Genomic DNA, 22,927 nt, shown 5'->3' with positions numbered 1-22,927 from the left:
TTTGGGCCCTGATTCCAGGGACTTTGTCCTCCTCCGCGTGTCGCCCAAATCAGGACCGAATCGGGACCCGTGGTTCAGCGTGGCACGCGCACGAGCAGCCTCCCCGGAAGGCACTTCATCCGCAGCTCACGACCCTCGGAGATGGTGTCGCCGTCGAGCTGGCGCGGCTGGTCGTGGTTGGTGCGGATCACGACGCTCGCGCCGGTCATCCGGTTGACCAGGCTGTCGGTGCGCGGCCGCTTGCTCAGCACCCGCACGGCGAGCGGCAGCCACGACCAGAACCGCTGCGGATAGAGGAGGACGACGTCCACCAGCCCGTCGTCGAGCGCGGCCGCCGGCAGCAGCGGCATGTTCGCCTGGAGGTAGCCGACGTTGCCGACCACGACGGTGCGCGCGCGGTGCCGCGTGAACTCCCCACCGTCGATCGAGATCTCCAGCCGCATGGCCGGGAACATCAGGCTCTTGAAAGCGGAGAGGACGTACGCCATCCAGCCGATCCGCTTCTTGATGTCCTCGTTGACGCCGCCCATGATCGCGGCGTCGAAGCCCATCCCGGCCATGACCAGGAAGTTGGTGTCCTCGATGTTGTCGCCGGAGACCTCGACCAGGTCGATCGCCTGGTCCTGCCCGGTGAGCGCGACGTCGATCGCGGCGCGGATGTAGAGCGGGATCGACAGGTTGCGGGCGAGCAGGTTGCCGGTGCCGCCAGGGACGATCCCGACAGCGATGCCGGTGCCGGCGAGCGCCGAGCAGACCTCGCGTACGGTGCCGTCGCCGCCGCAGACGAGCACCAGGTCGGCGCCCTCCTCCTGTGCGGCCCGGGCCATCCCGCGGCCGGGGTCGTCGACCGTGGTCAGGTGCCACGTCGGGGTCTTCCAACCGGACTCCCGCGCCATCGCGTCGACCATGGTCTTGAACTGCTCGACCGACTCGACCTTGATCGGGTTGAGCACGACCGCGATCCTCCGGTCGCCCCGCACCGAGTCGACCAGCGGTCGACGCCCGAGCGCGTGGGAGGTGGGCAGCGGCGTGTAGATCGCCATGCCGAGGAAGACGGCGCCGGCGGCGAAGACGATCCCGCCGAGCACGTCGGAGGGGTAGTGGCGGCCGAGGAAGATCCGGTCGGCCGCGACGAGCAGGACCAGCAGGACGAGGCCCGTGTAGGCGAGCCGGCGGATGTTGCGGCGGCGTACGAACATCGTCACGACGACCGCGATCACCCCGGCCAGCACCGCGATCCCGGCCGCATGGCCGGACGGGTACGAGGGCGAGTCGTGCAGCCACGACGTCGACTGCCACTCGGGCCGGTCCCGGTCGACGAGCAGCACGACCAGGCGGCGTACGACGATTGTCGCCACCACGACGCCGAGCACGTAGAGCGCGGCCCGCAGGTAGGTGCGGGCCAGCGCCGCGGCCACGACGAGGGCGACCCCGATCGGCAGGTACCACTCGGTCACCACCTCGACGACGCGCCAGAAGCCGAGCATCCAGCCGCTCGCCACCGTCACCCTCACCGCGTCGCGGCCGAGGTCGTCGACCGTCGCGACCGGCGCCCACGCGTAGGAGGCTGCGACGCCGATCAGGGCGCACACAGCGAACAGCGAGGCCGCCCAGACCAGCAGGGCACGGCGGGAAAGGTCGAGCACGATCAGTCAGTATGCGTGATGTGTCCTCGTCTCAGTGCATCCCGTAGTCACCCGACCATGGTGATGCGGACCTTTACTGAAGTGAGTTCTCGTGCCTGGGTCGACTAGCCTTGCCGCATGATCGACCCGCGCATCCTCCGCGAAGACCCCGACCGCGTACGTGCCTCGCAGGAGCGCCGTGGCGCGTCCTCCGACGTGGTGGACCGGGCGTTGTCCGCGGACAGCACGCGCCGCGCGGCGATCGCCGACTTCGAGGCCAAGCGGGCCGAGCAGAAGCAGATGGGCAAGAAGGTCGCCCAGGCCAAGGGCGAGGAGAAACAGCAGCTCCTCGCCGAGGTCAAGGATCTCGCGAAGGCCGTCAAGGAGGCCGAGGCCGCGCAGGTCGCCGCAGAGGACGAGTGGAAGAAGGCCCTCAAGGCCATCCCCAACCTCGCCGACGACGCCCCGGCCGGCGGTGAGGACGACTTCGTCCTGATCGAGAAGGTCGGCGAGCCGCGCGACTTCGCGGCCGAAGGATTCGAGCCGCGTGACCACGTCGAGCTCGGCCGGATGCTCGGCGCGATCGACCTCGAGCGTGGCGCCAAGGTCTCGGGCAGCCGCTTCTACTTCCTCACCGGTGTCGGCGCGGAGCTGGAGTTCGCGCTGATCAACCTGGCGATGGACCAGGCCCGTGAGGCCGGGTTCACCCAGGTCATCGCGCCCGCGCTGGTGCGTCCCGAGGCGATGGCCGGCACCGGCTTCCTCGACCAGGTCGACGACGGCGTCTACAAGATCGAGGACGACGACCTCTATCTCGTCGGCACCTCGGAGGTGCCGATGGCGGCCTACCACTCCGACGAGATCCTCGACCCGGAGACGCTGCCGCGGCGCTACGCGGCCTACTCCTCGTGCTTCCGCAAGGAGGCCGGCTCGGCGGGCAAGGACACCAAGGGCATCATCCGGGTCCACCAGTTCGAGAAGGTGGAGATGTTCGTCTACACCACCGTCGAGGAGTCCTACGCCGAGCACCAGCGTCTCCTCGAGTGGGAGAAGTCGTTCCTCGACAAGCTCGAGCTGGCCTACCAGGTCATCGACGTCGCCGCCGGCGACCTCGGCCCGAGCGCGCTGCGGAAGTTCGACTGCGAGGCGTGGATCCCGACCCAGGGGAAGTACCGCGAGCTCACTTCGGCCTCCAACTGCACCACCTTCCAGGCGCGCCGTCTCGACATCCGCGCTCGGACGGAGAACGGCACCACCCCGGTCGCCACCCTCAACGGCACCCTGACCGCGATCACCCGCGCCATCGTCGCCGTGCTGGAGACCCACCAGCAGGCCGACGGGTCGGTGCGGGTGCCGAAGGCGCTGCAGAAGTGGCTCGGGCGTGAGGTCCTGGAGCCGGTCCAGAAGTGAGCACCACCGAGAGCACGACCGCGCGCCCCGGCGAGGCCGCCTGGCAGCCCAAGCTCGTAGCCCTGGACATCGACGGCACCCTGCTGCGCTGGATCGACGGCACGGGCACCACCTCCGAGGCGCTCTCGGACAAGGTCCGGGAGGCGGTACGCCGGGCGTACGACGCCGGGGCGCACGTCGTGCTCTCCTCCGGTCGCTCGCCCCACTCGATGACCGGGATCGCCGAGCTGCTCGGCCTCCCGGCCGAGGGTGCGGACCGGCTGTGGATCGTCGCCTCGAACGGCGCGGTGGTGCTGCGCTACCCGCCGGTGGACGTGGTCCACGAGGAGACCTTCGACGCCCGTGAGGCGGTCGAGAAGATCCTGGAGCGGCGTCCGAACGTGCTGGTCGCGGTCGAGAACCGCGGCCTGGGCTACCGCTTCAACCGGCCCTTCCCCGAGGGCGAGCTCGACGGTGACCACCTGATCGCGCCGATCGAGGAGATGGTCGCCGAGCCGGTCTCCCGAGTGATCATCCGCGACCCCGACGCGACCCCCGAGGACTTCCTCGAGCTGGGTCGTGAGCTCGGCCTGCACGGCATCGACTACGTGGTCGGCTACACCGCCTGGCTCGACCTCACCCCGGTCGGTGTCTCCAAGGCGTCCGGGCTCTCCTACGTCTGTGACCAGCTCGGTCTCGAGCCCGCCGACGTGCTGGCGATCGGTGACGGCCGCAACGACGTGGAGATGCTCGAGTGGGCCGGCCGTGGGGTCGCCATGGGCAACGCGCCCGACGTCGTCCAGGAGATCGCCGACGCGGTCACGGCCGATGTCGCCGACGACGGCGCGGCGCTGGAACTCTCCCGCTGGTTCTGAGATTCTCTGCGCTCGTGACTCTTCCCACCACCGTCACCACCGAGCGGCTGACGCTGCCGTTGTGGACCCTCGCCGACGCCGACGCGATCCGCGATCCGCGCGGTCCACGGCCGCAGGGCTGGCACCCGCAGTTCCCGCGTGAGGACGACCGCGACGCTGCGACCATGTGGGTTGAGGGCGACCCGTGGAGCTCGCGCTACATCATGCGCAACGGCACCGTCCTCGGCTCGATCGGCTTCTTCGGGCCGCCCGAGGCCGCTCCTGACGGCACCCCCGAGGCCGAGGTCGGCTACGGCCTGGTCGAGGAGGCCCGCGGCTGGGGCTTCGCGACCGAGGCGCTCAAGGGTGTGCTGGCGTGCACGGACCAGGAGGGCGTACGCATCCGGGCCTCCGTCGAGCCCACCAACGCAGCCAGCCTCCGGGTCCTCGCCAAGTGCGGGTTCACCGACCTGCGGGGCGCCGACGAGGACGGGCATCTGGTGATGGCCAGGCCGGTCCCCGGTGGCAGAATGGAAGAATGAGTACGCCGAAGCTCGTCGCCACCGACCTCGACGGCACTCTGGTCGGCCTCGACGGCTCGGTCTCGGACTTCACCCGCCGGGTGCTGGTGCAGCTCGAGGAGATCGGGGTGCCGGTCATCTTCGTGACCGGACGTCCGCTGCGCTGGACCCGGGAGCTCTTCGAGCACATCGGCAGCGTCGGGCTGGCGATCGTCTCCAACGGTGCCCTCGTCTGGGACGTCGCCGCCGACAAGCCGCGGCTCACCCGGCTGATCGAGCCGTCGCTGACCGCCGAGGTGGCGGCCGCGCTGAAGGCTCACGTGCCCGGTCTGGTCTTCGCGACGGAGTCGCTGGAGGGCTGGTCCTGCGAGCCGGAGTTCGCCTCCCACGTCTCCGACGCCCTGCGTCCCGCCCGGCGCATCGCGCCGATCGAGGAGCTCTCCGACGAGCCGCTGATCAAGCTGCTCGCCCGCCGTCACGCGACCGACGACGCCGACGAGCTGCTCGCCGCCGCGGTGGAGGCCGTCGGTGACCGGGTCAACGTCACCCACTCCTCCTTCCCGCTGCTCGAGATCAGCGCGCCCGGCGTCACCAAGGCCTCCACGCTGGAGCTGGTCTGCACCGAGCTCGGCATCTCCGCGACCGATGTGATCGCCTTCGGAGACATGCCCAACGACCTGCCGATGCTCACCTGGGCCGGCACGTCCTACGCGATGGCCGACGCCCACCCGAGCGTCGTCGCATGCGCCTCCGACCTCGCTCCGGGCCATGACGATGACGGTGTCGCGCGGGTCTTGGCTGGAGTCTTCGGCCTGTGACTGGTTTGATCTTCGCCATGCGCCGCGTCCCCCAGCTTCTCGCCGTTGTCGCCCTGGCCGCGACGGCGTTGGTCACGACGAGCCCCGCACCCGTCTCGGCGAGCCCCGCCGCGTCGCCGGTCACGGCTCCCGAGAAGTGCCCTGCGTTCAAGCTCGGCGATGCCGTCAAGGAGCCCCTGGTCTTCCACGCGCGGGTGGCGGGCCCCGGCAAGGCCGCCAAGAAGGGTGGCCAGGTGGTCTACCCGGTGACCGTGGTCAAGGCGCTCCGGGGAGTCACCGGCGGCAGCAGCCTCCGGGTCACGCTCAACCCCGGGCCCTGCCAGAAGAAGTCGCTGACCGAGGACGAGGACTACTACTTCTTCGCGCAGAAGAAGGGCTCCACCATCCTCGCCGCCGGCAGCGCGCCGCGCGTGGCGGAATACACCGACAAGCTCCAGGCGCAGATCGCCAAGGAGTTCCCGGAGGTGATCGCGCCGGAGCCTCAGCAGGTCAGCTTCAGCGAGCCGCAGTCCCCCGAGGGTCAGAAGCTCGCCAAGATCGCCGCCCCCGGCGTCGTGCTGGTGGTCGTCGGCCTGCTCGGCCTGGTCATCGTGATGATTCTCGGACGACGGAGGCCTGCGTAGGCTCCTCCGGGGCCCACCCCGGCGGACGGAAGACGTAGCTCAGCTTGAGGCGCCAGCCGTCGGCGCTGCGTACGTCGTTCCAGAGCTCGCGGAACGCGCCGTACTCCAGCCGCAGCAGGTTGTAGGTGTCGACCTTGTAGGTCAGGCCGTACGTCGGGCGCTGGCGCTCCTGCTGGAACGTGCCGAAGAGGCGGTCCCAGACGATCAGGATGCCGGCGTAGTTCTTGTCCAGGTATTCCGGGTCGGAGCCGTGGTGGACCCGGTGGTGGGACGGGGTGTTGAAGACGGCCTCGATCGGCGCCCACAGCCGGCCGATCGTCTCGGTGTGCACGAAGAACTGGTAGATCAGGTTGATCGAGAAGGCCAGGTAGATCGCCGCGGGGGAGATCCCGAGGAACGGCAGCGGCAGGAAGAAGAAGAACTCGAACCACGGGTTCCACTTCTGCCGCAGCGCGGTCGCCAGGTTCATGTACTCGCTCGAGTGGTGGGCCTGGTGGGCGGCCCAGCCGACCCGCGTGCGGTGCACGAAGCGATGGTTCCAGTAGTAGGCGAGGTCGACCAGGACGACCGAGAGGGTCAGGCCCCACCAGGTCGTCGGGATCTGCCACAGCGAGACGTAGGCGAAGATCGCCGCGTAGACCGCGAAGGTCACGATCTTGAAGACCGTCATCGACACGATCGAGCCGAGGCCCATCAGGATCGAGGTGCGCGCGTCCTTGAAGACATAGCCGGTCAGGTTGTCGTCGTGGTCGAGCCACTTCAGCGCCGCCAGCTCGACGGCGATCGAGATCAGGAAGAACGGGATCGCATACGTCAGCGGGTTCTTCATCGGGTCGAGCATGTCGTGCACGGTGACCTCCAGGGGGATATGACCTTCGAGTAAGTTACCGCAAGGTCATATGCCCTCGCTAGACTCTCGTGCATGACACGTGCGAACGCAGGGACCAAGGGCGTACCGCGCGCCGATCGGGAGCTGCAGATCGTGCGAGCCGCGTGCGAGGTCTTCGGCACGGTGGGTTTCGGCCGGGCCTCCGTAGCCGCGATCGCGGCCGATGCCGGCATCTCCAAGCCGCTCGTCTACCAGTACTTCGGCTCCAAGGAAGGCCTCTTCCTGGCCAGCTTCAACTACGGCGCCGAGACGCTCGCGGCCGAGATGGAGCGGGTGGCCGCCGACGACTCCGTCGGCCTCGAGCGCGGCCTGCGCACCCTCGACGGACTCTTCCGGATGCTCGAGCCGCAGCCGTGGCTGTGGCGGCTGCTCTTCGACCCGACCGCCCCCGACGACGGTGAGGTCGCGACGGCCCGCACGGTCTACACCGACCGCATCACCCGCCTCGCCATCGAGGGGGTCGGCGAGCTGATGCAGCTGGTGGGCGACGACGACCCGCTCGACGCCTCCGCCCTGACCGCGGTCTGGATGAGCGCCGTGGACGCCCTGATCGCCTGGTGGCTCGACCACCCGGGGGTGACCCCGGCGGAGATGACAGGCCGCTGCCACCGCCTGATCACAGCCCTGTCCGGCGCGGCCGTCCCCGCCGACCTCCCGAGCTGAGAGGTACGACGGGGAGATCCGCAGGGGCTACGGCCCGGTAACCCCTGCCGAACTCCCCGTCGTACCCGTCCGGGACCGAGTAGCCTGCCGCCCGTGAGCATCGGTAGGGATCTGCAGTCGACCATCTTTCGGCGGGGGTTGTTCGGGCACCGGCCTCCGGTGCCCACCGAGCCGTCCGAGCTCGCCTCGGCGGCGCAGCGGGCGATGAGCAAGGAGGCGTGGGCCTACGTCGACGGGGGTGCGGGGCAGCAGCGCACCGTCGCGGCCAACACCTCGGCCTTCGACCACTACCGGCTCGTCCCACGGATGCTCGCGAACGTGGAGAGCCGCGACCTGCGTACGACGCTCTTCGGGGTGGACATGCCGGCACCGCTGATGCTCGCGCCGGTCGGGGTGCTCGAGCTCGCCCATCCTCGCGCCGAGCACGAGGTCGCCGCGGCGGCGCGGGCGACCGGCATCCCGATGATGATCTCCACCCAGGCGTCCGTCCCGATGGAGGACGTCGCCCGCGACCTCGGCGATACCCCGCGGCTCTACCAGCTCTACTGGTCGCGGGACGAGTCGATCGTCGAGTCCTTCGTACGCCGCGCAGAAGCCATCGGCTCCGACGCGCTGGTCGTCACGCTCGACACGCACATGCTCGGGTGGCGTACGCGTGACCTCGACCTGGGCTATCTGCCGTTCGCGCGCGGGCTGGGGATCGCGCAGTACACCTCCGACCCCGCCTTCCGTGAGCTCGTCGCGCAGCGTCTGACCGCCGGCAGCGGCACCGACGTGCGGCCGGGGCTGCGGGAGATCCCGTCGGCCCTCGCCGCGGTCGCCTCGATGGCCAGGCACCACCCGGGGAAGGCGGTCGACAACCTCCGCTCGGGCCACGCGCGGGCCGCGGTCGAGACCTTCCTCGACGTCTTCTCCCGCTCCGACCTGATCTGGGACGACCTCGACCGGCTGCGCGAGATGACCGACCTGCCGATCGTGCTGAAGGGGCTCCAGGCACCCGAGGACGCCCGCCGGGCCCTCGAGCACGGCGTCGACGGGATCATCGTCTCCAACCACGGCGGCCGCCAGGTCGACGGCGCGATCGCCTCGATCGACGCCCTGCCCAGCATCGTCGACGAGATCGACGGCCGTATCCCGGTGCTCTTCGACTCCGGCATCCGCTCCGGCGCCGACATCCTCAAGGCGCTCGCCCTGGGCGCCGACGCGGTGCTCCTCGGGCGCCCGTACGTCTACGGCCTCGCGCTCGCCGGAGCGGCCGGAGTGCAGGCGGTCATCGAGCACATGATCGCCGAGCTCGACCTGTCCCTCGGCCTGGTCGGCTGCCGCTCCGTCGGGGAGACCGGACGCGAGCTGCTCGGCTGAACGGACCAGAGCGCCTTGGCCAAGTTCATACTTTATGAGGGGGCGCGACCGCGCGGGCACACCTACGATGCAAGAGATGAACCCGCACCCACCGCCAGACATCGTCGTGATCGGCGGCTCCAACATGGATCTCCACGCTCGGGCGAACGAGCAGGTGGTGATGGGGTCGAGCATGTCCGGGTCGGCCGGGATCTCGCCCGGCGGGGTGGGTCGCAACGTCGCCGAGAACCTCGCCCGGCTCGGTGACGCGGTGGCGCTGGTCTCGGTCGTCGGCGACGACCCGATCGGCGAAGAGGTGATCAGCTACACCGAGGACGTCGGCGTCGACTGCAGCCACGTCCGCCGCCGTGGAGACGTACGCACCGGCACCTACAACGCCGTCCTCGACTCCTCCGGTGAGCTGGTGGTCGCGGTGGCCGACATGGCGGCGACCGACGAGTTCTCGCCGCTGGTGGTGGAGGCGGCTCGCGACCTGATCGTCAGCGCCCGGGGCGTGCTCGTCGAGGGCAACATCCCGGTGCGCACCGCCGAGGTGGCGATCGGGCTCGCCCACGACGCCGGCCTACCCGTCGGCTTCGACCCGGTCTCGGTCTCGAAGGCGAGGCGGGCGCGCGACCTGATCCGCGCCGACCGCGAGCTCTACCTGGTCACGCCCAACCAGGCCGAGCTGTCCGCGCTGACCGATCTCCCCGTCGACAGCGACGCGGAGATCGAGAAGGCGGTCAGCTCGCTCCACGACCGCGGCGTCGGGGTCGTCTGGGTGCGCCTCGGTGCCCGTGGGTCGGTGATCAGCTACCACGACGTCTACCAGGAGCTGCCGGCCGTGCCCACCGACGTCCTCGACGTGACCGGTGCGGGCGACGCGATGCTCGCGGCGTTCACCCACGAGGCGCTCCGCGGTGTCGACCTGGTCGAGGCCGCGCGCTTCGGTCACGCCGCGGCGGCGCTGACCTGCGGCACCCACGACACGGTCCGGATGGACCTCAGCGAGAGTCTCGTGCGGGAGCTGGCGTGAAGGTCAGGCTCACCGAGGAGGTCGGGGTCGCGCTCGCCGAGGGCCGCCCGGTCGTCGCGCTGGAGTCGACGATCATCAGCCACGGGATGCCCTATCCCGACAACGTGAAGATGGCGACCGAGGTCGAGCAGATCGTCCGCGACAACGGCGCCGTCCCGGCCACCATCGCCCTGCTCGACGGCGTCCCTCGCGCCGGGCTCTCCCAGGACGACCTCGAGCTCCTCGCCTCCGACCCGGAGGTGACCAAGGTGAGTGTCCGCGACCTCCCCTACGTCGTCGCCCGCGGGCTCCACGGCGCGACCACGGTCGCGGCCACCATGCGCCTGGCGGCCATGGTCGGGATCAGGACGTTCGTGACCGGTGGGCTCGGTGGCGTACACCGTGGTGCCGAGACCTCCTTCGACATCTCCGCCGACCTGACCGAGCTCGCCCGCACCCAGGTCGCGGTGGTCAGCGCCGGGGTGAAGTCGATCCTCGACATCGGCCTGACGCTCGAGACGCTGGAGACCTACGGAGTGCCCGTCCTGGTCAACGGCAGCGACGAGTTCCCGGCCTTCTACTCCCGCCGCTCCGGCTTCCCGGCGCCGCTGCGCGTCGAGGGGCCCGACGAGGCGGCCGCGGTCGTGCGGGCCGCCTGGGACCTCGGGCTGCCCAGCGGCGTGGTCGTCGCCAACCCGGTCCCGGCCGCCGACGAGATCCCGGCCGAGGTGATCGACACCCACATCGAGCAGGCGCTGGCCGACGCCGAGGCCCGCCACGTCCGCGGCAAGGACATCACGCCGTTCCTGCTGGCCAGGATCGTCGAGCTGACCGGCGGCGACTCGTTGGAGACCAACATCGCGCTGGTCCGCGACAACGCGGCCTTCGGGGCGCGGATGGCCTCGGCCGAGGCAGGACGGTGAGAATGCTCACCCGTCGTTCACCCTGGAGATGCCCGAGACGGCCTAACGTCTCGCCCGACCATGCGTTGATGGTGTCGTGACCGCTAGCCCCCTCGGCCCGACCCGCGATGTCCACGGACGCGCGGGGATCGACGCGGGAGCCCTCGTAATCGACGTGTCGAAGGTCGACACGCTCGCCGACGCCGGGTTGCGTTGATGCGCGCGACTCTAGAGTCTATGCGCGTGGGGGGATTCAGAAGGAGGAAGCCGAGGCTGCTCAGCGTCGTGGTTCCGGTCTACAACGTGGCCGACTACGTCGCCGCCAGCCTCGACAGCATCCTCCACCAGCCCCTGCGCGAGGTCTGCGGCATCGAGGTGATCGTCGTCGACGACGGTTCGACCGACGGCTCGGCCGAGATCGTCAAGGAGATCGCCGCGACCGAGCCGCGGGTCACGCTGATCAACCAGCCCAACTGCGGTGTCTCGATCGCCCGGCAGACCGGGATCGACGCCGCCACCGGTGACCTGCTCACCTTCGTCGACCCCGACGACATCCTGCCCCGTGACGCCTGGAGCTCGATGGTGCGGTCGCTGCGGCGTACGGGCTCCGACTTCGCGGTCGGCTCCGCCGAGCGGATCACGATCGAGAACGGTGAGGTGCGCAGGTACGTCACCCCGCTGATGCGCCGCAACCACACCCGCACCCGGCTGAGATGCCGGATCGAGGACGCTCCGCTGATGCTCGCGGACGTCTTCGTGTGGAACAAGATCTTCCGCCGCTCCTTCTGGACCGACAACGCGATCACCTTCCCCGAACGCACCCGCTACCAGGACCAGGTGGCCCTGACCCAGGCCTTCCTCGCCGCTCGGGCCTTCGACGTCCTCCCCGACGTCGTCTACGACTGGCGCGTACGCTCCGACTTCTCCTCCGCCACCCAGAAGCGTGCCCAGGTCGCCAACCTCGTCGAGCGGATCACCACCAAGCGCCAGACCGTCGAGCTGGTCGCCTCCGCGGGATCGCCGAACCTGATGCGTACGCTGCGCACCGAGATCCTGCCGATCGACATGTGGGAGCACTTCCGGGCCGCGGTCGACCCCACCACCGAGGACCCAGACCGCTACTGGTCGCTGCTGCGCGAGGCCGTCCTCGAGCTCTGGTACGACGCCGGCGTCCCCTTCGAGGAGACCACCGTCCCGCGCGGCCAGCGGCTGATGGCCAGGCTGGTCGCCGAGGACCGCCGCGACGACCTGGCCGACCTCGTCACGATGATCGACGAGCGGGGTCCGGCCCGGGCGATCGAGGCGTTCTCGTCGCGCGAGTGTCACTGAGCCGTATCTCTCGGCCCTGGTCCGTAGGGACCTAAGACCCCCGTAGTACCCGGATACAGGGCGAATTGGGCGATTCCCGTTGCACGGGTGTTGCCCGGGGGGCATGGTGTCTGCACCCCACGTCATTGCTTCGAGGAGCCTCCTGAATGCCCAGCGTCGAGCTGTCGGCCGGTCCGATCGATTTCGAGGACACCGGCGGTGACGGCCCTGTCCTCGTGCTCCTCCACGGAGTGCCGATGGACGGCCGTCTGTGGCGTCGTGCGATGGCGCACCTCGGCGGGTTCCGGGTGATCCGGCCGACGCTGCCGCTCGGCGGCCACCGCAGGCCGATGCACCGCGACGCCGACCTCAGCCAGCGCGGGATGGCCAGGATCCTCGGTGACTTCCTCGACGCGCTGGACCTCCACGACGTCACTCTGGTCCTCAACGACTGGGGCGGTGGCCAGTTCCTCATCAACGACGACCGCACCGACCGCATCGCGCGGTTGGCGCTGGTGGCCTGCGAGGCCTTCGACAACTACCCGCCCAAGGCGGCCCGGCCGCTGGCGGTGCTCTCGAAGGTGCCGCTGCTCTTCACCGCGACCCTCCAGCTGTTCCGGCTGGAGAGCTTCCGGCAGATGGGCGCGGGCTACGGCGGGATGTCCGTCGACAAGGACTACCACCTCTACGACGACCTGGTGCACGGCTGGTTCGCGCCGGCGCTGACCGACAAGGCGATCCGCCGGGACTTCATGAAGTTCGCCGGCAGCGCGCCCGGGCGCGAGGAGCTGCTCGAGCTCGCCGAGGGGCAGCGCAAGTTCACCAAGCCGGTGCTGGTGGTCTGGGCGGACCAGGACACGATGATGCCCGCCGAGCACGGTCCGCGTCTGGCGGCGCACTACCCCGACGCGCGGCTGGAGATCGTCAAGGACTCCTCGACGCTGGTGCCGATCGACCAGCCCGAGCTGCTCGCCGGTCTACTTCGGGAGTTCGCCCTCGGCGGCCGGGGTTCGGTTGACCCGGTAGGCGAGGAAGCTCGGGACCAGTAGCGCGCAGACCGCGATCCCGAGCAGGTTCAGCAGGCCACCGCCGGTGGTCGCGATCGCGGTGCCGACCACGGCTGCCGCACCGCCGTGCAGGACGTCGGCGACCCGGGGGCCGCCCGCGACGACGACGGTGAAGACGCCCTGCAGCCGGCCGCGTACGTTGTCGTCGGCCGCCGACTGCAGCATCGACATCCGGATGGCGGCCGAGGCCACGTCGGCGGCGCCGGCGACCATCATGAAGAGCACGCCGAGACCCAGCATCAGCGCGGTGAAGTGGTCGGCGAAGGTGACGGTGAGCCCGAACAGGGTGATCCCGAGCGCCCAGACCGCGATGCACCAGATGACCACGCGACCCTGGGCCTCGATACGCGAGACCCAGCCGGAGAAGATCCCGCCGACCACCGCACCGGCCGGGATGGCGGCGAAGAGGAGCGCGAACGCGATGCCACCCTCCGAGGGACCGCCGAAGGACTCGTGGGCGATCTGCGGGAAGAGCGCGCGCGGCATCGCGAAGACCATCGCGATCAGGTCGACCACGAAGCTCATCAGCAGCACCGGCTGGTGACGCAGATAGGCGAAGCCGTCCCACACCGAGCGCAGCCCCGGCACCTTGGCGCCGGCTCCTTCGACGGGGATCCGCGGCAGCAGCACCACCGCGTAGAGGGTCGCGAACAGGGTGACGCTGTCGATCGCGTACAGCCAGGTGAAGCCCGTGAACGGCAGCATCACGCCGGCGATCAGCGGTCCGGCGATCGCACCGGCCTGGAAGACCGTCATCTGCAGCGAGTTGGCGGCCGGGAGCAGGTGGGTCGGCAGGATCTTCGGCAGCAGCGCCGACCGGGTCGGCTGGTTGACCGCGAAGAAGGCCTGCTGCACCGCGAAGAGGCACAGCAGCACCCAGACGTTGGAGTTGCCGAGCGCGGACTGGAGCCAGAAGAGGCTGCTGGTGATGATCAGCCCGGTGGTCGAGACCATCAGGATCGTACGCCGGTCGAAGTGGTCCGCGAGCGCGCCGCCGTAGAGGCCGAAGACGATCAGCGGCACCAGTCCGAAGACCCCCGTCAGACCGACGTACGCCGAGGAGCCGGTGTCCGCGTAGATCTGGGCCGGCACCGCGACGACGGTCAGCTGCGCACCGATCATGGTGATGATGCCGGCGATCCACAGGCGCCGGAAGTGCGGATCCTGCAGGGGGCGGGTGTCGGCGACCGCGCCCCTGAGCTTGGCGGTGAGGCTCATCGCTGTGTGGTCTTCGACATGGTTACCGATGCTAAAGGAATGAATTTACCTGGAGAAATTCCGATGAGAGGTGTCGGATCGAGGTGTAGACGTTCGTAGCAAGGGTGAGAGGCGGTCACCGAGGCCGTCCGGCACAAAGGAGTGAACACCATGGCCAAGTACCTGATGTCCGTCTGGGGCCCCGACTCGGACTACGAGAAGGAGCACTACGGCTACGCGTCGCAGGAGGAGATGATGGCCTCGTTCGAGGCCACCGGGAAGTTCAACGACAAGCTCCAGGAGGAGGGCTACTTCGTCTTCGCCGACGGCCTCGATGCCGCAAAGACCGCCACCGTGGTCGACGGTATGGGAGACAAGCCGGTCATCACCGACGGCCCCTACGCCGAGGCCAAGGAATACATGGCCGGCTTCTGGATCATCGACGTCCCCGACCTCGACGTCGCCCTCAAGCTCGCCGCGGAGGCGTCCGCGGCCTGCCTCGGCAAGGTCGAGGTGCGTCCGATGCAGACGGGTGTCGAGGCGTGACGGATCGACGACCGACCGGTGACTGACGTCGACGAGGCCATCACCCGTGCCCACCAGGAGGAGTGGGCGCGGGTGGTCGCCAGCCTCACCAAACGCTTCGGCGACCTCGACATCGCCGAGGACGCCGCGGCCGAGGCGTTCACGGTCGCCGTCGAGCGCTGGCCGCTCGACGGCGTACCACCCAACCCGGGCGCGTGGCTCACCACCACCGCCAACCGCCGCGCGATCGACCGGATCCGCCGCGAGTCCAAACGTGACGACAAGCAGAAGGAGGCGGTTGCCTTGGCTCAGATCCAGGGTCCCGACGAGCCTTCGCTTGATGAGCGCAGCGTGATCGAGGACGACCGGCTCCGGCTGCTGTTCACCTGCTGCCACCCCGCGCTCGCGCCCGAGGCGCGGATCGCGCTGACGCTACGTATGGTCGGCGGTCTGACCGTGCCCGAGATCGCGAAGGCGTTCCTGGTCCAGGAGACCACGATGGGCCAGCGGATCACCCGGGCGAAGAACAAGATCAAGGCCGCCCACATCCCCTACCGCGTCCCGGAGGCGGCCGATCTCCCCGAGCGGGTCTCGGGCGTCCTGGCGGTCCTCTTCCTGGTCTTCAACGAGGGCTACCTCTCCTCCGGCGACCACGAGAACTCCGTACGCAGCGACCTGACTCTCGAGGCCATCCGGCTGACCCGCCTGGTCCGTGTCCTGCTGCCCGAGGACGGCGAGGTCGCCGGTCTGCTGGCCCTGATGCTGCTGATCGAGGCGCGGCGTACGGCTCGGGTCTCGGCGACCGGTGAGCTGGTCCGCCTCGACGAGCAGGACCGGGGCTCCTGGGACCTGGCGCTGATCGCGGAGGGCCACGCGCTGGTGCGCGAGCGGCTCGCGGCCGTCGCGAACGGCGGATCGCGGCCCGGGCGCTACCAGATCCTGGCAGCCATCAACGCGGTCCACACCTCCGTGCGCGACGCCCGCGACACCGACTGGTCCCAGATCGTCGCGCTCTACGACCAGATGCTCCGGGTCGACGCCTCCCCGATCGTCCGCCTCAACCGGGCCATCGCCGTCGCCGAGCTCGACGGGCCGGAGGTCGCACTCGCCGAGATCGACCGGCTCGACCTCGACGGCTACCACGCCTTCCACGCCACCCGCGCCGACCTGCTGCGCCGGCTCGGCCGCAGCGGTGAGTCGCGAGCGGCGTACGACCGGGCCATCGAGCTCGCCGAGAACGCCGCCGAGGTCGCGCTGCTGACCAGACGGAGGGACCAGCTCGGGCGGATCTGAACATTTTTCGTCCGCGGCTGTCGGATCGGCCCGGATGCGTTCGTAGAAGAGGTGAACGGCGGCCCCAGCCGCAGACGACGACACAGGAGAGAAGAGGGAAATGCCGGAGTACATCATCGCGTTCAACGACGAGTGGGTCGACGAGCACACCACCGAGCAGCTGATCCACAAGCGGGACACCTCGATGGCCGTGACCAAGGAGATGAAGGACGCGGGGGTCTTCGTCTACGGCAACGGCGGGATCGATGCCTCCACCGCCATCTGCAGCGTCGAGCTCGGCGACGACGGCGAGCCCGTGTTCACGGATGGTCCCTATGTCGAGACCAAGGAGCACCTCGGCGGCTTCTTCGTCGTCGACGTGCCCGACGACGAGACCGCTCGCTACTGGGCGGGCCGGATGGCGGTGGCGCTCGACTGGCCGCAGGAGATCCACCGCTTCCCGGGACCGCCGCGCCTCGAGGACTGAGCAGCGGCAGACCTGGTGGACGCTTCGCCGGATCTCGGCGGCGAAGCGTTCAGGGTCGTGGCAGGCTTGCCGCATGAGTACGCCTGCGCCCCTCGCACTGCCCGATGCCGACATCGCGGAGGCCTGGGTCAAGGAGCGCACCGCGACGACGCTGACCCACGTGCGCGAGCTGGCCGACCAGCTGCGTACGTCACCGCCGAGCCAGGCGCTCGACGTGCTGAAGGCCTGGGACCAGCTCACCCTCGAGCTCGGCTCGCTGGGCGGGCTGGCCGGTCTGCTCGCCAACGTGCACCCGCTCGAGGCCGTGCGCACCGCCTGCGAGGACACCGAGGTCGAGGTCGACCGGCTGCGCACCGAGCTGACCCAGGACCAGGCGCTCTACCAGGTCTTCGCGAGCCTTCCGGCGGAGCAGACGGAGGCGCTCGACCCGCTGGCGGCGCGGCTCCTGGAGAAGACGCTCCAGGACTTCACCCGTGCTGGCGTCGACCGCGACGACGCCACCCGTGCCCGGCTCACCGAGATCAACGAACGGCTCACCGCGCTGGGCCTCGAGTTCTCCCGGGTGACCCGCGACGACGTACGCATCACCACGGCCACCCGCGACCAGCTGGACGGGATGCCGGCCGACTGGCTGGAGTCCCACCCGGCCGGCGACGACGGGCTCGTCGAGATCACCACCGACTATCCCGACGCGCTCCCGGTCAGGATGTTCGCGAAGGACCCCGCGGTCCGCCGCGCCGTCACGATCGCCGGGCTCGAGCGCGGCTGGCCCCACAACGACGCGGTCCTCGAGGAGATGTTCGCGCTACGGCACGAGCTGGCGGGGCTGCTGGGCTACCCCGACTGGCCCACCTTCGACGCCGAGGTGAAGATGATCGGCGACGGGGCTGCGATCCCGGAGTTCATCGACAAGATCGCCGGCGCCGCCGAGGAGCGGATGACACGCGATCTCGAGGTGCTCCTGGAGCGCTACCGCACGGACGTGCCCGACGCCGTCGCGGTCTCCGCGGCCGACGCCCTCTACTACGAGGAGCTGGTGCGGCAGGAGCGGTACGACGTCGACAGCCAGGTGGTGCGCACCTACTTCGACTTCGCGAAGGTGCACCAGGGCCTCCTCGACGTCACCGGACGGATCTTCGGGCTGCGCTACGAGCGGGTGACCGACGTCGTGACCTGGCACGAGGACGTGAGCGTCTTCGACGTCTATCGCGCCTCGGACGCTGTCGAGACCGCCGAGCGGCTCGGACGTATCTTCCTCGACCTCCACCCACGCGAGGGGAAGTACAAGCACGCCGCGCAGTTCGACCTGGCGACCGGCGTGGTCTCGACGAGCTCGACCACCGGTGGCCAGCTGCCCGAGGGTGTGCTGGTCTGCAACTTCTCCCGCGGCCTGATGGAGCACGACCACGTGGTGACGCTCTTCCACGAGTTCGGCCACCTGGTCCACCACGTCCTCGGCGGACAGGGTGAGTGGGCGCGGTTCTCCGGGGTCGCGACCGAGTGGGACTTCGTCGAGGCGCCCAGCCAGATGCTCGAGGAGTGGGCGTGGGACGCGGACGTCCTGCGGACCTTCGCGACCGACGAGTCCGGCGAGCCGATCCCGGCCGACCTGGTCGCGCGGATGCGGGCAGCGGAGGACTTCGGCAAGGGCTACCACGCGCGGCAGCAGATGTTCTACGCCGCGATCTCCTACTGGTTCCACAAGGAGCGGCCCGAGGACCTGACCGAGCGGCTCGAGGAGCTGCAGGCGGCGTACTCGCCCTATCCCTACCTCGAGGGCACCCACTTCTTCGCCAACTTCGGCCACCTCGGCGGCTACTCCTCGGCCTACTACACCTATATGTGGTCCCTGGTCATCGCGAAGGACCTGTTCAGCGCCTTCGACAAGGACGACCTCTTCGACCCCGAGGTCGCCGGGCGCTACCGCGACCTGGTGCTCGCGCGCGGAGGCGAGAAGGACGCCGCCGACCTCGTCGCGGACTTTCTCGGGCGGCCCTACTCTTTCGATGCGTACGCGGCCTGGTTGGCCTCTTAGGACTCGTTTCGAAGCGTTCGAGTCAGAGTTCGCGGCATTGTAAATGATTTGCCGATTTGCGTCTGCTGGAGCGCCAAACTTGCGTCTTGGTCTCATCTGGACGAACGTCTCAAGCAGCAGAGGTGACTGTTGCGCGCATCACTCGGGCTGCGCGTCGACCCCAGACACTCTCTGAACAGAAACCCTATTGAGGGGGGAGACACATGGATGCCGTGAAGGACATCGACTGGGTGAATCTCGGGGGCAAAGTTCTCGCCGCGATCGTCATCCTCGTCGTCACGTGGATCATCGCGAAGATCGTCGCTTGGGCGTTCGCGAAGCTGACCTCGAAGATCTCGTTTCTCCAGAAGGCCGGCAACGACGGCGACACCATCGGCAAGAGCCTGGGGTCCGTAGCCGCCCTTCTGGTATGGCTCTTCGGTCTGGTTGCACTGCTCGACCTGTTCCAGCTCAGCTCCGTGCTGACACCGATCCAAGGTCTGCTCGATGGTGTGCTGGGCTTCCTGCCCAACCTCATCGGCGCGATCTTCGTCTTCGTCGTCGGTGCGCTCGTCGCCAAGGTCGTCCGCCAGCTCGTCGAGACCGCGCTCGGAGCGGTCCCGTTCGACAAGTGGCTCGACAGCGGCAACAAGCTCTCCGGCCAGGTCGACTCGACCGTGGGTGTGGAGTCGACCGACGCCACCCATGCGGCCTCGACCCCGACTTCTGGCACTGCCGCGCAGATCGTCAAGGTCATCGGCCTGGTGCTCTACTCGATCATCATGATCGTGGTGGCCATCGCCGCCCTGCAGATCCTCGGGATCAGGTCGATCTCCGAGCCCGCCGAGGCCATGCTCGGCATGATCCTGGCAGCGATCCCGAAGATCATCGCCGCGGCGATCCTGCTCGGCATCGGTGTGGTCATCGCTCGCTTCGCCTCGGACATCCTCGGCCAGCTCGTCGACGGCCTCGGCTTCGACAACGCGCTGCGGTCGATGGACGTCCTGCCGGCGGACAAGAGCGCCACCCCGGTGGTCACCAAGGTGGTCCAGATCGGCATCGTGCTCTTCTTCGCGGTGATGGCCGCGCAGATGCTGGAGTTCCCGCAGATCACCAACTTCATCAGCGAGGTGCTCGAGCTCGGTGGCAAGGTCATCTTCGGTGGCGCGATCATCGCGGCCGGTGTCGTGATCGCCGGCGTCCTCGCGAAGATCGTGCCCGGCTCGGCCTCGCAGATCCTGAAGTACGCCACGATCGTGCTCTTCGTCGCGATCGGTCTGAAGTTCATGGGTCTGGCCGACTCGATCATCAACCTCGGCTTCGGTGCCGTGGTCGTCGGTGGTGCCGCTGCCGCGGCGCTCGCCTTCGGTCTCGGCGGTCGTGAGGCTGCCGCCCGGCAGCTGGAGCGGATGCAGGCCGAGGGGGTCGGTTCGCCGTCGCCTGCCTCGCCGGCTTCGACTGCGGCTCCGTCGACGCCTTCGACCCCGCCGACCCCGCCCACCCCGCCGACGACTCCGCCGCCGACGCCCGGCGTGTGATGCGCAGCGGCTGATTCGCAGCGAGGACCTCAGGGTCCGACTCAGGGAGCCCCCGGATATCCGGGGGCTCCCGTGCATTTGCCTTGAATCGCCCGAATCACCTGCGTAAGATCACGATATATCGCGAAGGCACGCGATCCAGACTTCTGACTGAAAGAGATATTGATGACCTACAACAACGGAAACAACCCCTGGGGCGAGTGGATCGACCAGGTGAGTCGTGAGTTCGGCAAGGGCGGCCCGCGCCGCTCCCACGGTTGGCAGGGTGGCCCCGGCTGGGGCGGGCCCGGATGGCAGGGCGGCCACCACGGTCGCGGTCGCGGACCCGCTGGCCCGCCGCCGTGGATCTCGGCGCTGCTCGGCTTCGACAACCAGCCCCCGCAGCGGCCCGGTCCTCGGGTCCGTCGTGGTGACGTACGCTCCGCGATCATCTACGTGCTCGCCGAAGCGGCCGAGCAGGGCCAGGTGATCAACGGCTACCAGGTGATCCAGCAGATCTCCGAGCGCAGCTCGGGTGAGTGGCGGCCGAGCCCCGGCTCGGTCTACCCGACCATCCAGCAGCTCGAGGACGAGGGCCTCGTGGAGTCCGACGACGAGCACGGCCGCCGGGCGATCCGCCTGAGCGAGACCGGCAAGACCTACGCAGCCGAGCACGCCGATGAGCTGGCCGCTGTGTGGAAGCCGTTCGACAAGGCCGTCGACAACGCTCGCGCCGCTGGACAAGGTGGCCGTGGCGGTCAGGGCGTCGGCGACCTCGCTGGCTTCGGCATCCTCGGCGGCGAGCTCGCCCAGGTGCTCCCTGCCGTGTGGCAGCTCGCCACCTCCGGCACCGACTCCCAGCGTCAGGCCGCCGCCGACATCCTCGCCGACACCCGCCGCAAGCTCTACGGCCTCCTCGCCGCCGGCGACGACGAGCACACTGTCACCGCCGAGCAGGTCGACGAGACCGAGGAGATCGACGAGGGCGAACCCGGCCCCGACGCCAAGCCCTGATGTCCCACGTGTGGGGAGAGATCCCCACTCTCACGTAGGTTCCCCACACTCCGGAGCGTGGGGAACCTACGGTTTTGTGGGGTTTCTTCGTGGCGGTGGGGAAGTCGACGGGCCGGTTGCTGTCCACAGGGGCTGCTCGGGATCGAGTTGTCCACAGGCCGGGGGATCGGGCTTTCGTCGGTGACGTCGTGAGCTGATGCTGGCGGCATGAGATCACTCCGCGCGGTCACGAAGAGGGCTGGCTTATTCGCTCGGGCCGAGGCCCTCGAGGCGGGCTGCACCATCAACGACATCCGCACCGCCGTACGCCACGGCGAATGGCGCCGCCTGCGCAAAGGTGCCTATGTGTTCGCCGACGAGTGGGCGTCGCTCGACGCGCCCGCTCGACACTGGCTCCGTACGCGCGCGGCCGTGCAGGCGCTCGGTGACGACGTGGCGGTCAGCCATGCCAGCGGGGTGATCGGTCACGGCATCGACGACTGGCGCCTCGACCTGAGCCGGATCCATGTCACCCGCCTCGACCGGCGCTCGGGGCGGATCGTCGGCGACGTCGTCCAGCACGAGTGCGGCAAGGCCGACCCCGACGTGCGTGTCGTCGCCGGCATCCGCGTGCTCGAGCCGCAGCGGTGCGTGCTCGAGGCAGCGGTTCATCTCGACCGCGAGGCCGCCTTCTGCCTCCTGGAGTCCGGCCTGCGCTCGCGACGTTTCGATCGGACCGAGTTGGAGGAGGCCTATGCCGCGCTGCACTCCCGACATCGGATGGGTCGGCTGCAGCCGCTGGTGGCGATGGCCGGTTCGAGGTCGGGATCGGTGGCTGAGTCGAGAGGCTCGTGGATCTTCGATCAGGCCGGTCTGCCTGCCCCGGAGCAGCAGTGGGAGGTGCTGCGCGCGGACGGCAGCCTGGTCGGCGTCGTCGACTGGGTCTGGCACGAGTGGCGGCTGATCGTGGAGTTCGACGGCAAGGTGAAGTACTCCGGGAGGTTCGGTCAGACCGGCCCCGATGCCGTGTTCACCGAGAAGCGACGCGAGGACGAGATCCGCGAGCTCACCGGCTATCGCTTCCTCCGCCTGACCTGGGACGACCTCGATGATCCCGTCCGTCTCGTCGCCCGGATCCGTGGGATGGCTCGGGTGGCCGGGTGATTCGCGGGAGTCGGCCGCGGTCGCCGCCCGGAGCGCGTACCGTGCCTGAGATGACGGAGATCCTGATCAAGGTGCGCGGATCGAGCAGCGTCGAGCTGCCGCCGGAGATCGGGGTGGCGCACGCCGAGATCTGGTCTGCCGGGGCTTCCCCGGAGGTCGCGATGGACCGGGTCCAACGTGACCTGGCGCGTATGCGGCAGAAGCTGGAACGTCTGCAGGAGGACGGGGTGGTCGACCGATTCGTGGTCCAGCAGGTGCGTACGTCGGTGGGGCCCGACCACGAGGTGGACGATGATCGACCGTGGCGGGAGGAAGAGGAGTCGCCGGCGATCGTGCACCGCGCCTCGGTCTGGTTGCGTGCGGAGTTCGTCGACTTCGACGCGCTCGCCGTCTGGGTCGGACGGAGTGCGACCGAGGACGGATGCCTGGTGAACGGGCTGTCTTGGCAGCTGCGCACGGAGTCTCGGCGCGCGGTGGAACGGGAGGTGCGCCAAGACGCCGTTCGCGACGCGAGGGTGCGGGCGCAGGACTATGCGGACGCTCTCGATCTCGGCACGCTGTCGGTGCGCTGCATCAACGATGTCGGGGTCGGCCGGGACATCCGTCTCCAGTCGGGATTCTCATCCGGTCCGGAGATGGCCTCAGCGACCTACTCGGCTCCCGAGCTCGCCTTCACCCCCGACGACATCACGGTCTTCGCCGAGGTGGAAGCAGCGTTCACGGTCGGTCCGTAGACCGCGAGG

The 22,927-nt window shown here is 69.3% G+C and carries 22 protein-coding genes; 19 read left to right on the top strand and 3 right to left on the bottom strand.

Features of this window, described 5'->3' with window-relative positions; all coding sequences use genetic code 11:
• Positions 1 to 74 precede the first annotated feature (74 nt).
• On the bottom strand, positions 75 to 1,646 hold the full coding sequence (locus IEY81_RS03145) for a YegS/Rv2252/BmrU family lipid kinase (RefSeq protein WP_189117001.1): 1,572 nt from the start codon (positions 1,644 to 1,646) through the stop codon (positions 75 to 77).
• Positions 1,647 to 1,763: 117 nt separating this feature from the next.
• On the opposite strand from IEY81_RS03145, the gene serS reads away from it, so the two are divergent.
• The 5 genes from serS to IEY81_RS03120 are packed head-to-tail and all read left to right on the top strand — an operon-like array spanning position 1,764 to position 5,830.
• On the top strand, positions 1,764 to 3,035 hold the full coding sequence (gene serS, locus IEY81_RS03140) for a serine--tRNA ligase (RefSeq protein WP_189117000.1): 1,272 nt from the start codon (positions 1,764 to 1,766) through the stop codon (positions 3,033 to 3,035).
• Positions 3,032 to 3,889, top strand: coding sequence for an HAD family hydrolase (locus IEY81_RS03135; RefSeq protein WP_189116999.1), 858 nt, complete (start codon positions 3,032 to 3,034; stop codon positions 3,887 to 3,889). The genes serS and IEY81_RS03135 overlap by 4 nt, the downstream gene beginning before the upstream one ends.
• 14 nt (positions 3,890 to 3,903) lie before the next feature.
• Entirely contained in the window at positions 3,904 to 4,410 is a 507-nt protein-coding gene (locus tag IEY81_RS03130; protein ID WP_189116998.1) for a GNAT family N-acetyltransferase, read from the top strand.
• The gene (locus IEY81_RS03125) at positions 4,407 to 5,207 is read left to right on the top strand and encodes an HAD family hydrolase (protein ID WP_189116997.1); all 801 of its coding nucleotides are present in this window, start codon (positions 4,407 to 4,409) and stop codon (positions 5,205 to 5,207) included. Before IEY81_RS03130 ends, IEY81_RS03125 begins: the two co-directional genes overlap by 4 nt.
• A complete protein-coding gene (locus IEY81_RS03120) occupies positions 5,204 to 5,830 on the top strand; it encodes a hypothetical protein (protein ID WP_189116996.1) in 627 nt (208 codons plus the stop codon). The genes IEY81_RS03125 and IEY81_RS03120 overlap by 4 nt, the downstream gene beginning before the upstream one ends.
• Here IEY81_RS03120 and IEY81_RS03115 read toward each other — a convergent pair.
• The gene (locus tag IEY81_RS03115; RefSeq protein ID WP_229787332.1) at positions 5,793 to 6,671 is read right to left on the bottom strand and encodes a sterol desaturase family protein; all 879 of its coding nucleotides are present in this window, start codon (positions 6,669 to 6,671) and stop codon (positions 5,793 to 5,795) included. The genes IEY81_RS03120 and IEY81_RS03115 overlap by 38 nt on opposite strands.
• An 81-nt stretch (positions 6,672 to 6,752) precedes the next feature.
• Here IEY81_RS03115 and IEY81_RS03110 point away from each other — a divergent pair, with 81 nt between their 5' ends.
• The 6 genes from IEY81_RS03110 (at position 6,753) to IEY81_RS03085 (ending at position 12,997) form a co-directional block, all read left to right on the top strand.
• Positions 6,753 to 7,382, top strand: a complete 630-nt coding sequence (locus IEY81_RS03110; RefSeq protein WP_189116994.1) for a TetR/AcrR family transcriptional regulator — start codon at positions 6,753 to 6,755, stop codon at positions 7,380 to 7,382.
• Positions 7,383 to 7,541: 159 nt separating this feature from the next.
• Positions 7,542 to 8,744, top strand: a complete 1,203-nt coding sequence (locus IEY81_RS03105) for an alpha-hydroxy-acid oxidizing protein (protein WP_229787277.1) — start codon at positions 7,542 to 7,544, stop codon at positions 8,742 to 8,744.
• 76 nt (positions 8,745 to 8,820) lie between these two features.
• Positions 8,821 to 9,759, top strand: a complete 939-nt coding sequence (locus IEY81_RS03100) for a carbohydrate kinase family protein (RefSeq protein ID WP_229787276.1) — start codon at positions 8,821 to 8,823, stop codon at positions 9,757 to 9,759.
• Positions 9,756 to 10,661 carry a pseudouridine-5'-phosphate glycosidase gene (locus tag IEY81_RS03095; RefSeq protein ID WP_189116991.1) on the top strand — a complete coding sequence of 302 codons (906 nt, stop codon included), beginning with the start codon at positions 9,756 to 9,758 and terminating at the stop codon, positions 10,659 to 10,661. Before IEY81_RS03100 ends, IEY81_RS03095 begins: the two co-directional genes overlap by 4 nt.
• Before the next feature lie 216 nt (positions 10,662 to 10,877).
• The gene (locus tag IEY81_RS03090) at positions 10,878 to 11,969 is read left to right on the top strand and encodes a glycosyltransferase family 2 protein (RefSeq protein ID WP_229787274.1); all 1,092 of its coding nucleotides are present in this window, start codon (positions 10,878 to 10,880) and stop codon (positions 11,967 to 11,969) included.
• Positions 11,970 to 12,115: 146 nt separating this feature from the next.
• Entirely contained in the window at positions 12,116 to 12,997 is an 882-nt protein-coding gene (locus IEY81_RS03085; protein WP_189116989.1) for an alpha/beta fold hydrolase, read from the top strand.
• Here the strand turns inward: IEY81_RS03085 and IEY81_RS03080 are convergent.
• Positions 12,926 to 14,233 (bottom strand): MFS transporter, encoded by a 1,308-nt coding sequence (locus IEY81_RS03080; protein ID WP_189116988.1) that lies wholly within the window; start codon positions 14,231 to 14,233, stop codon positions 12,926 to 12,928. The genes IEY81_RS03085 and IEY81_RS03080 overlap by 72 nt on opposite strands.
• A 150-nt stretch (positions 14,234 to 14,383) precedes the next feature.
• Here IEY81_RS03080 and IEY81_RS03075 point away from each other — a divergent pair, with 150 nt between their 5' ends.
• From IEY81_RS03075 to IEY81_RS03040, 8 genes are all read left to right on the top strand, one after another.
• The gene (locus IEY81_RS03075; protein ID WP_189116987.1) at positions 14,384 to 14,758 is read left to right on the top strand and encodes a YciI family protein; all 375 of its coding nucleotides are present in this window, start codon (positions 14,384 to 14,386) and stop codon (positions 14,756 to 14,758) included.
• An 18-nt stretch (positions 14,759 to 14,776) separates the two neighbouring features.
• Entirely contained in the window at positions 14,777 to 16,030 is a 1,254-nt protein-coding gene (locus IEY81_RS03070; RefSeq protein ID WP_189116986.1) for an RNA polymerase sigma factor, read from the top strand.
• A 100-nt stretch (positions 16,031 to 16,130) separates the two neighbouring features.
• Positions 16,131 to 16,496, top strand: a complete 366-nt coding sequence (locus IEY81_RS03065; RefSeq protein WP_189116985.1) for a YciI family protein — start codon at positions 16,131 to 16,133, stop codon at positions 16,494 to 16,496.
• A gap of 73 nt (positions 16,497 to 16,569) precedes the next feature.
• Positions 16,570 to 18,531 (top strand): M3 family metallopeptidase, encoded by a 1,962-nt coding sequence (locus tag IEY81_RS03060; RefSeq protein WP_189116984.1) that lies wholly within the window; start codon positions 16,570 to 16,572, stop codon positions 18,529 to 18,531.
• A 203-nt stretch (positions 18,532 to 18,734) separates the two neighbouring features.
• Positions 18,735 to 20,048 carry a mechanosensitive ion channel gene (locus IEY81_RS03055; protein WP_189116983.1) on the top strand — a complete coding sequence of 438 codons (1,314 nt, stop codon included), beginning with the start codon at positions 18,735 to 18,737 and terminating at the stop codon, positions 20,046 to 20,048.
• A 165-nt stretch (positions 20,049 to 20,213) separates the two neighbouring features.
• Positions 20,214 to 21,041 (top strand): PadR family transcriptional regulator, encoded by an 828-nt coding sequence (locus tag IEY81_RS03050; protein WP_189116982.1) that lies wholly within the window; start codon positions 20,214 to 20,216, stop codon positions 21,039 to 21,041.
• Between the two features lie 207 nt (positions 21,042 to 21,248).
• The gene (locus tag IEY81_RS03045) at positions 21,249 to 22,184 is read left to right on the top strand and encodes a type IV toxin-antitoxin system AbiEi family antitoxin domain-containing protein (RefSeq protein ID WP_189116981.1); all 936 of its coding nucleotides are present in this window, start codon (positions 21,249 to 21,251) and stop codon (positions 22,182 to 22,184) included.
• Between the two features lie 50 nt (positions 22,185 to 22,234).
• Positions 22,235 to 22,918: an SIMPL domain-containing protein gene (locus IEY81_RS03040; protein WP_189116980.1), complete on the top strand. Its 684-nt coding sequence runs from the start codon at positions 22,235 to 22,237 to the stop codon at positions 22,916 to 22,918.
• Positions 22,919 to 22,927: the final 9 nt, after the last annotated feature.

The sequence above is a fragment of the Nocardioides luteus genome, from assembly GCF_014648595.1.
Lineage (GTDB): Bacteria > Actinomycetota > Actinomycetes > Propionibacteriales > Nocardioidaceae > Nocardioides > Nocardioides luteus.
Note: the sequence above shows the minus strand (reverse complement) of the source record. Positions and strands in the feature narration are given on the sequence as shown.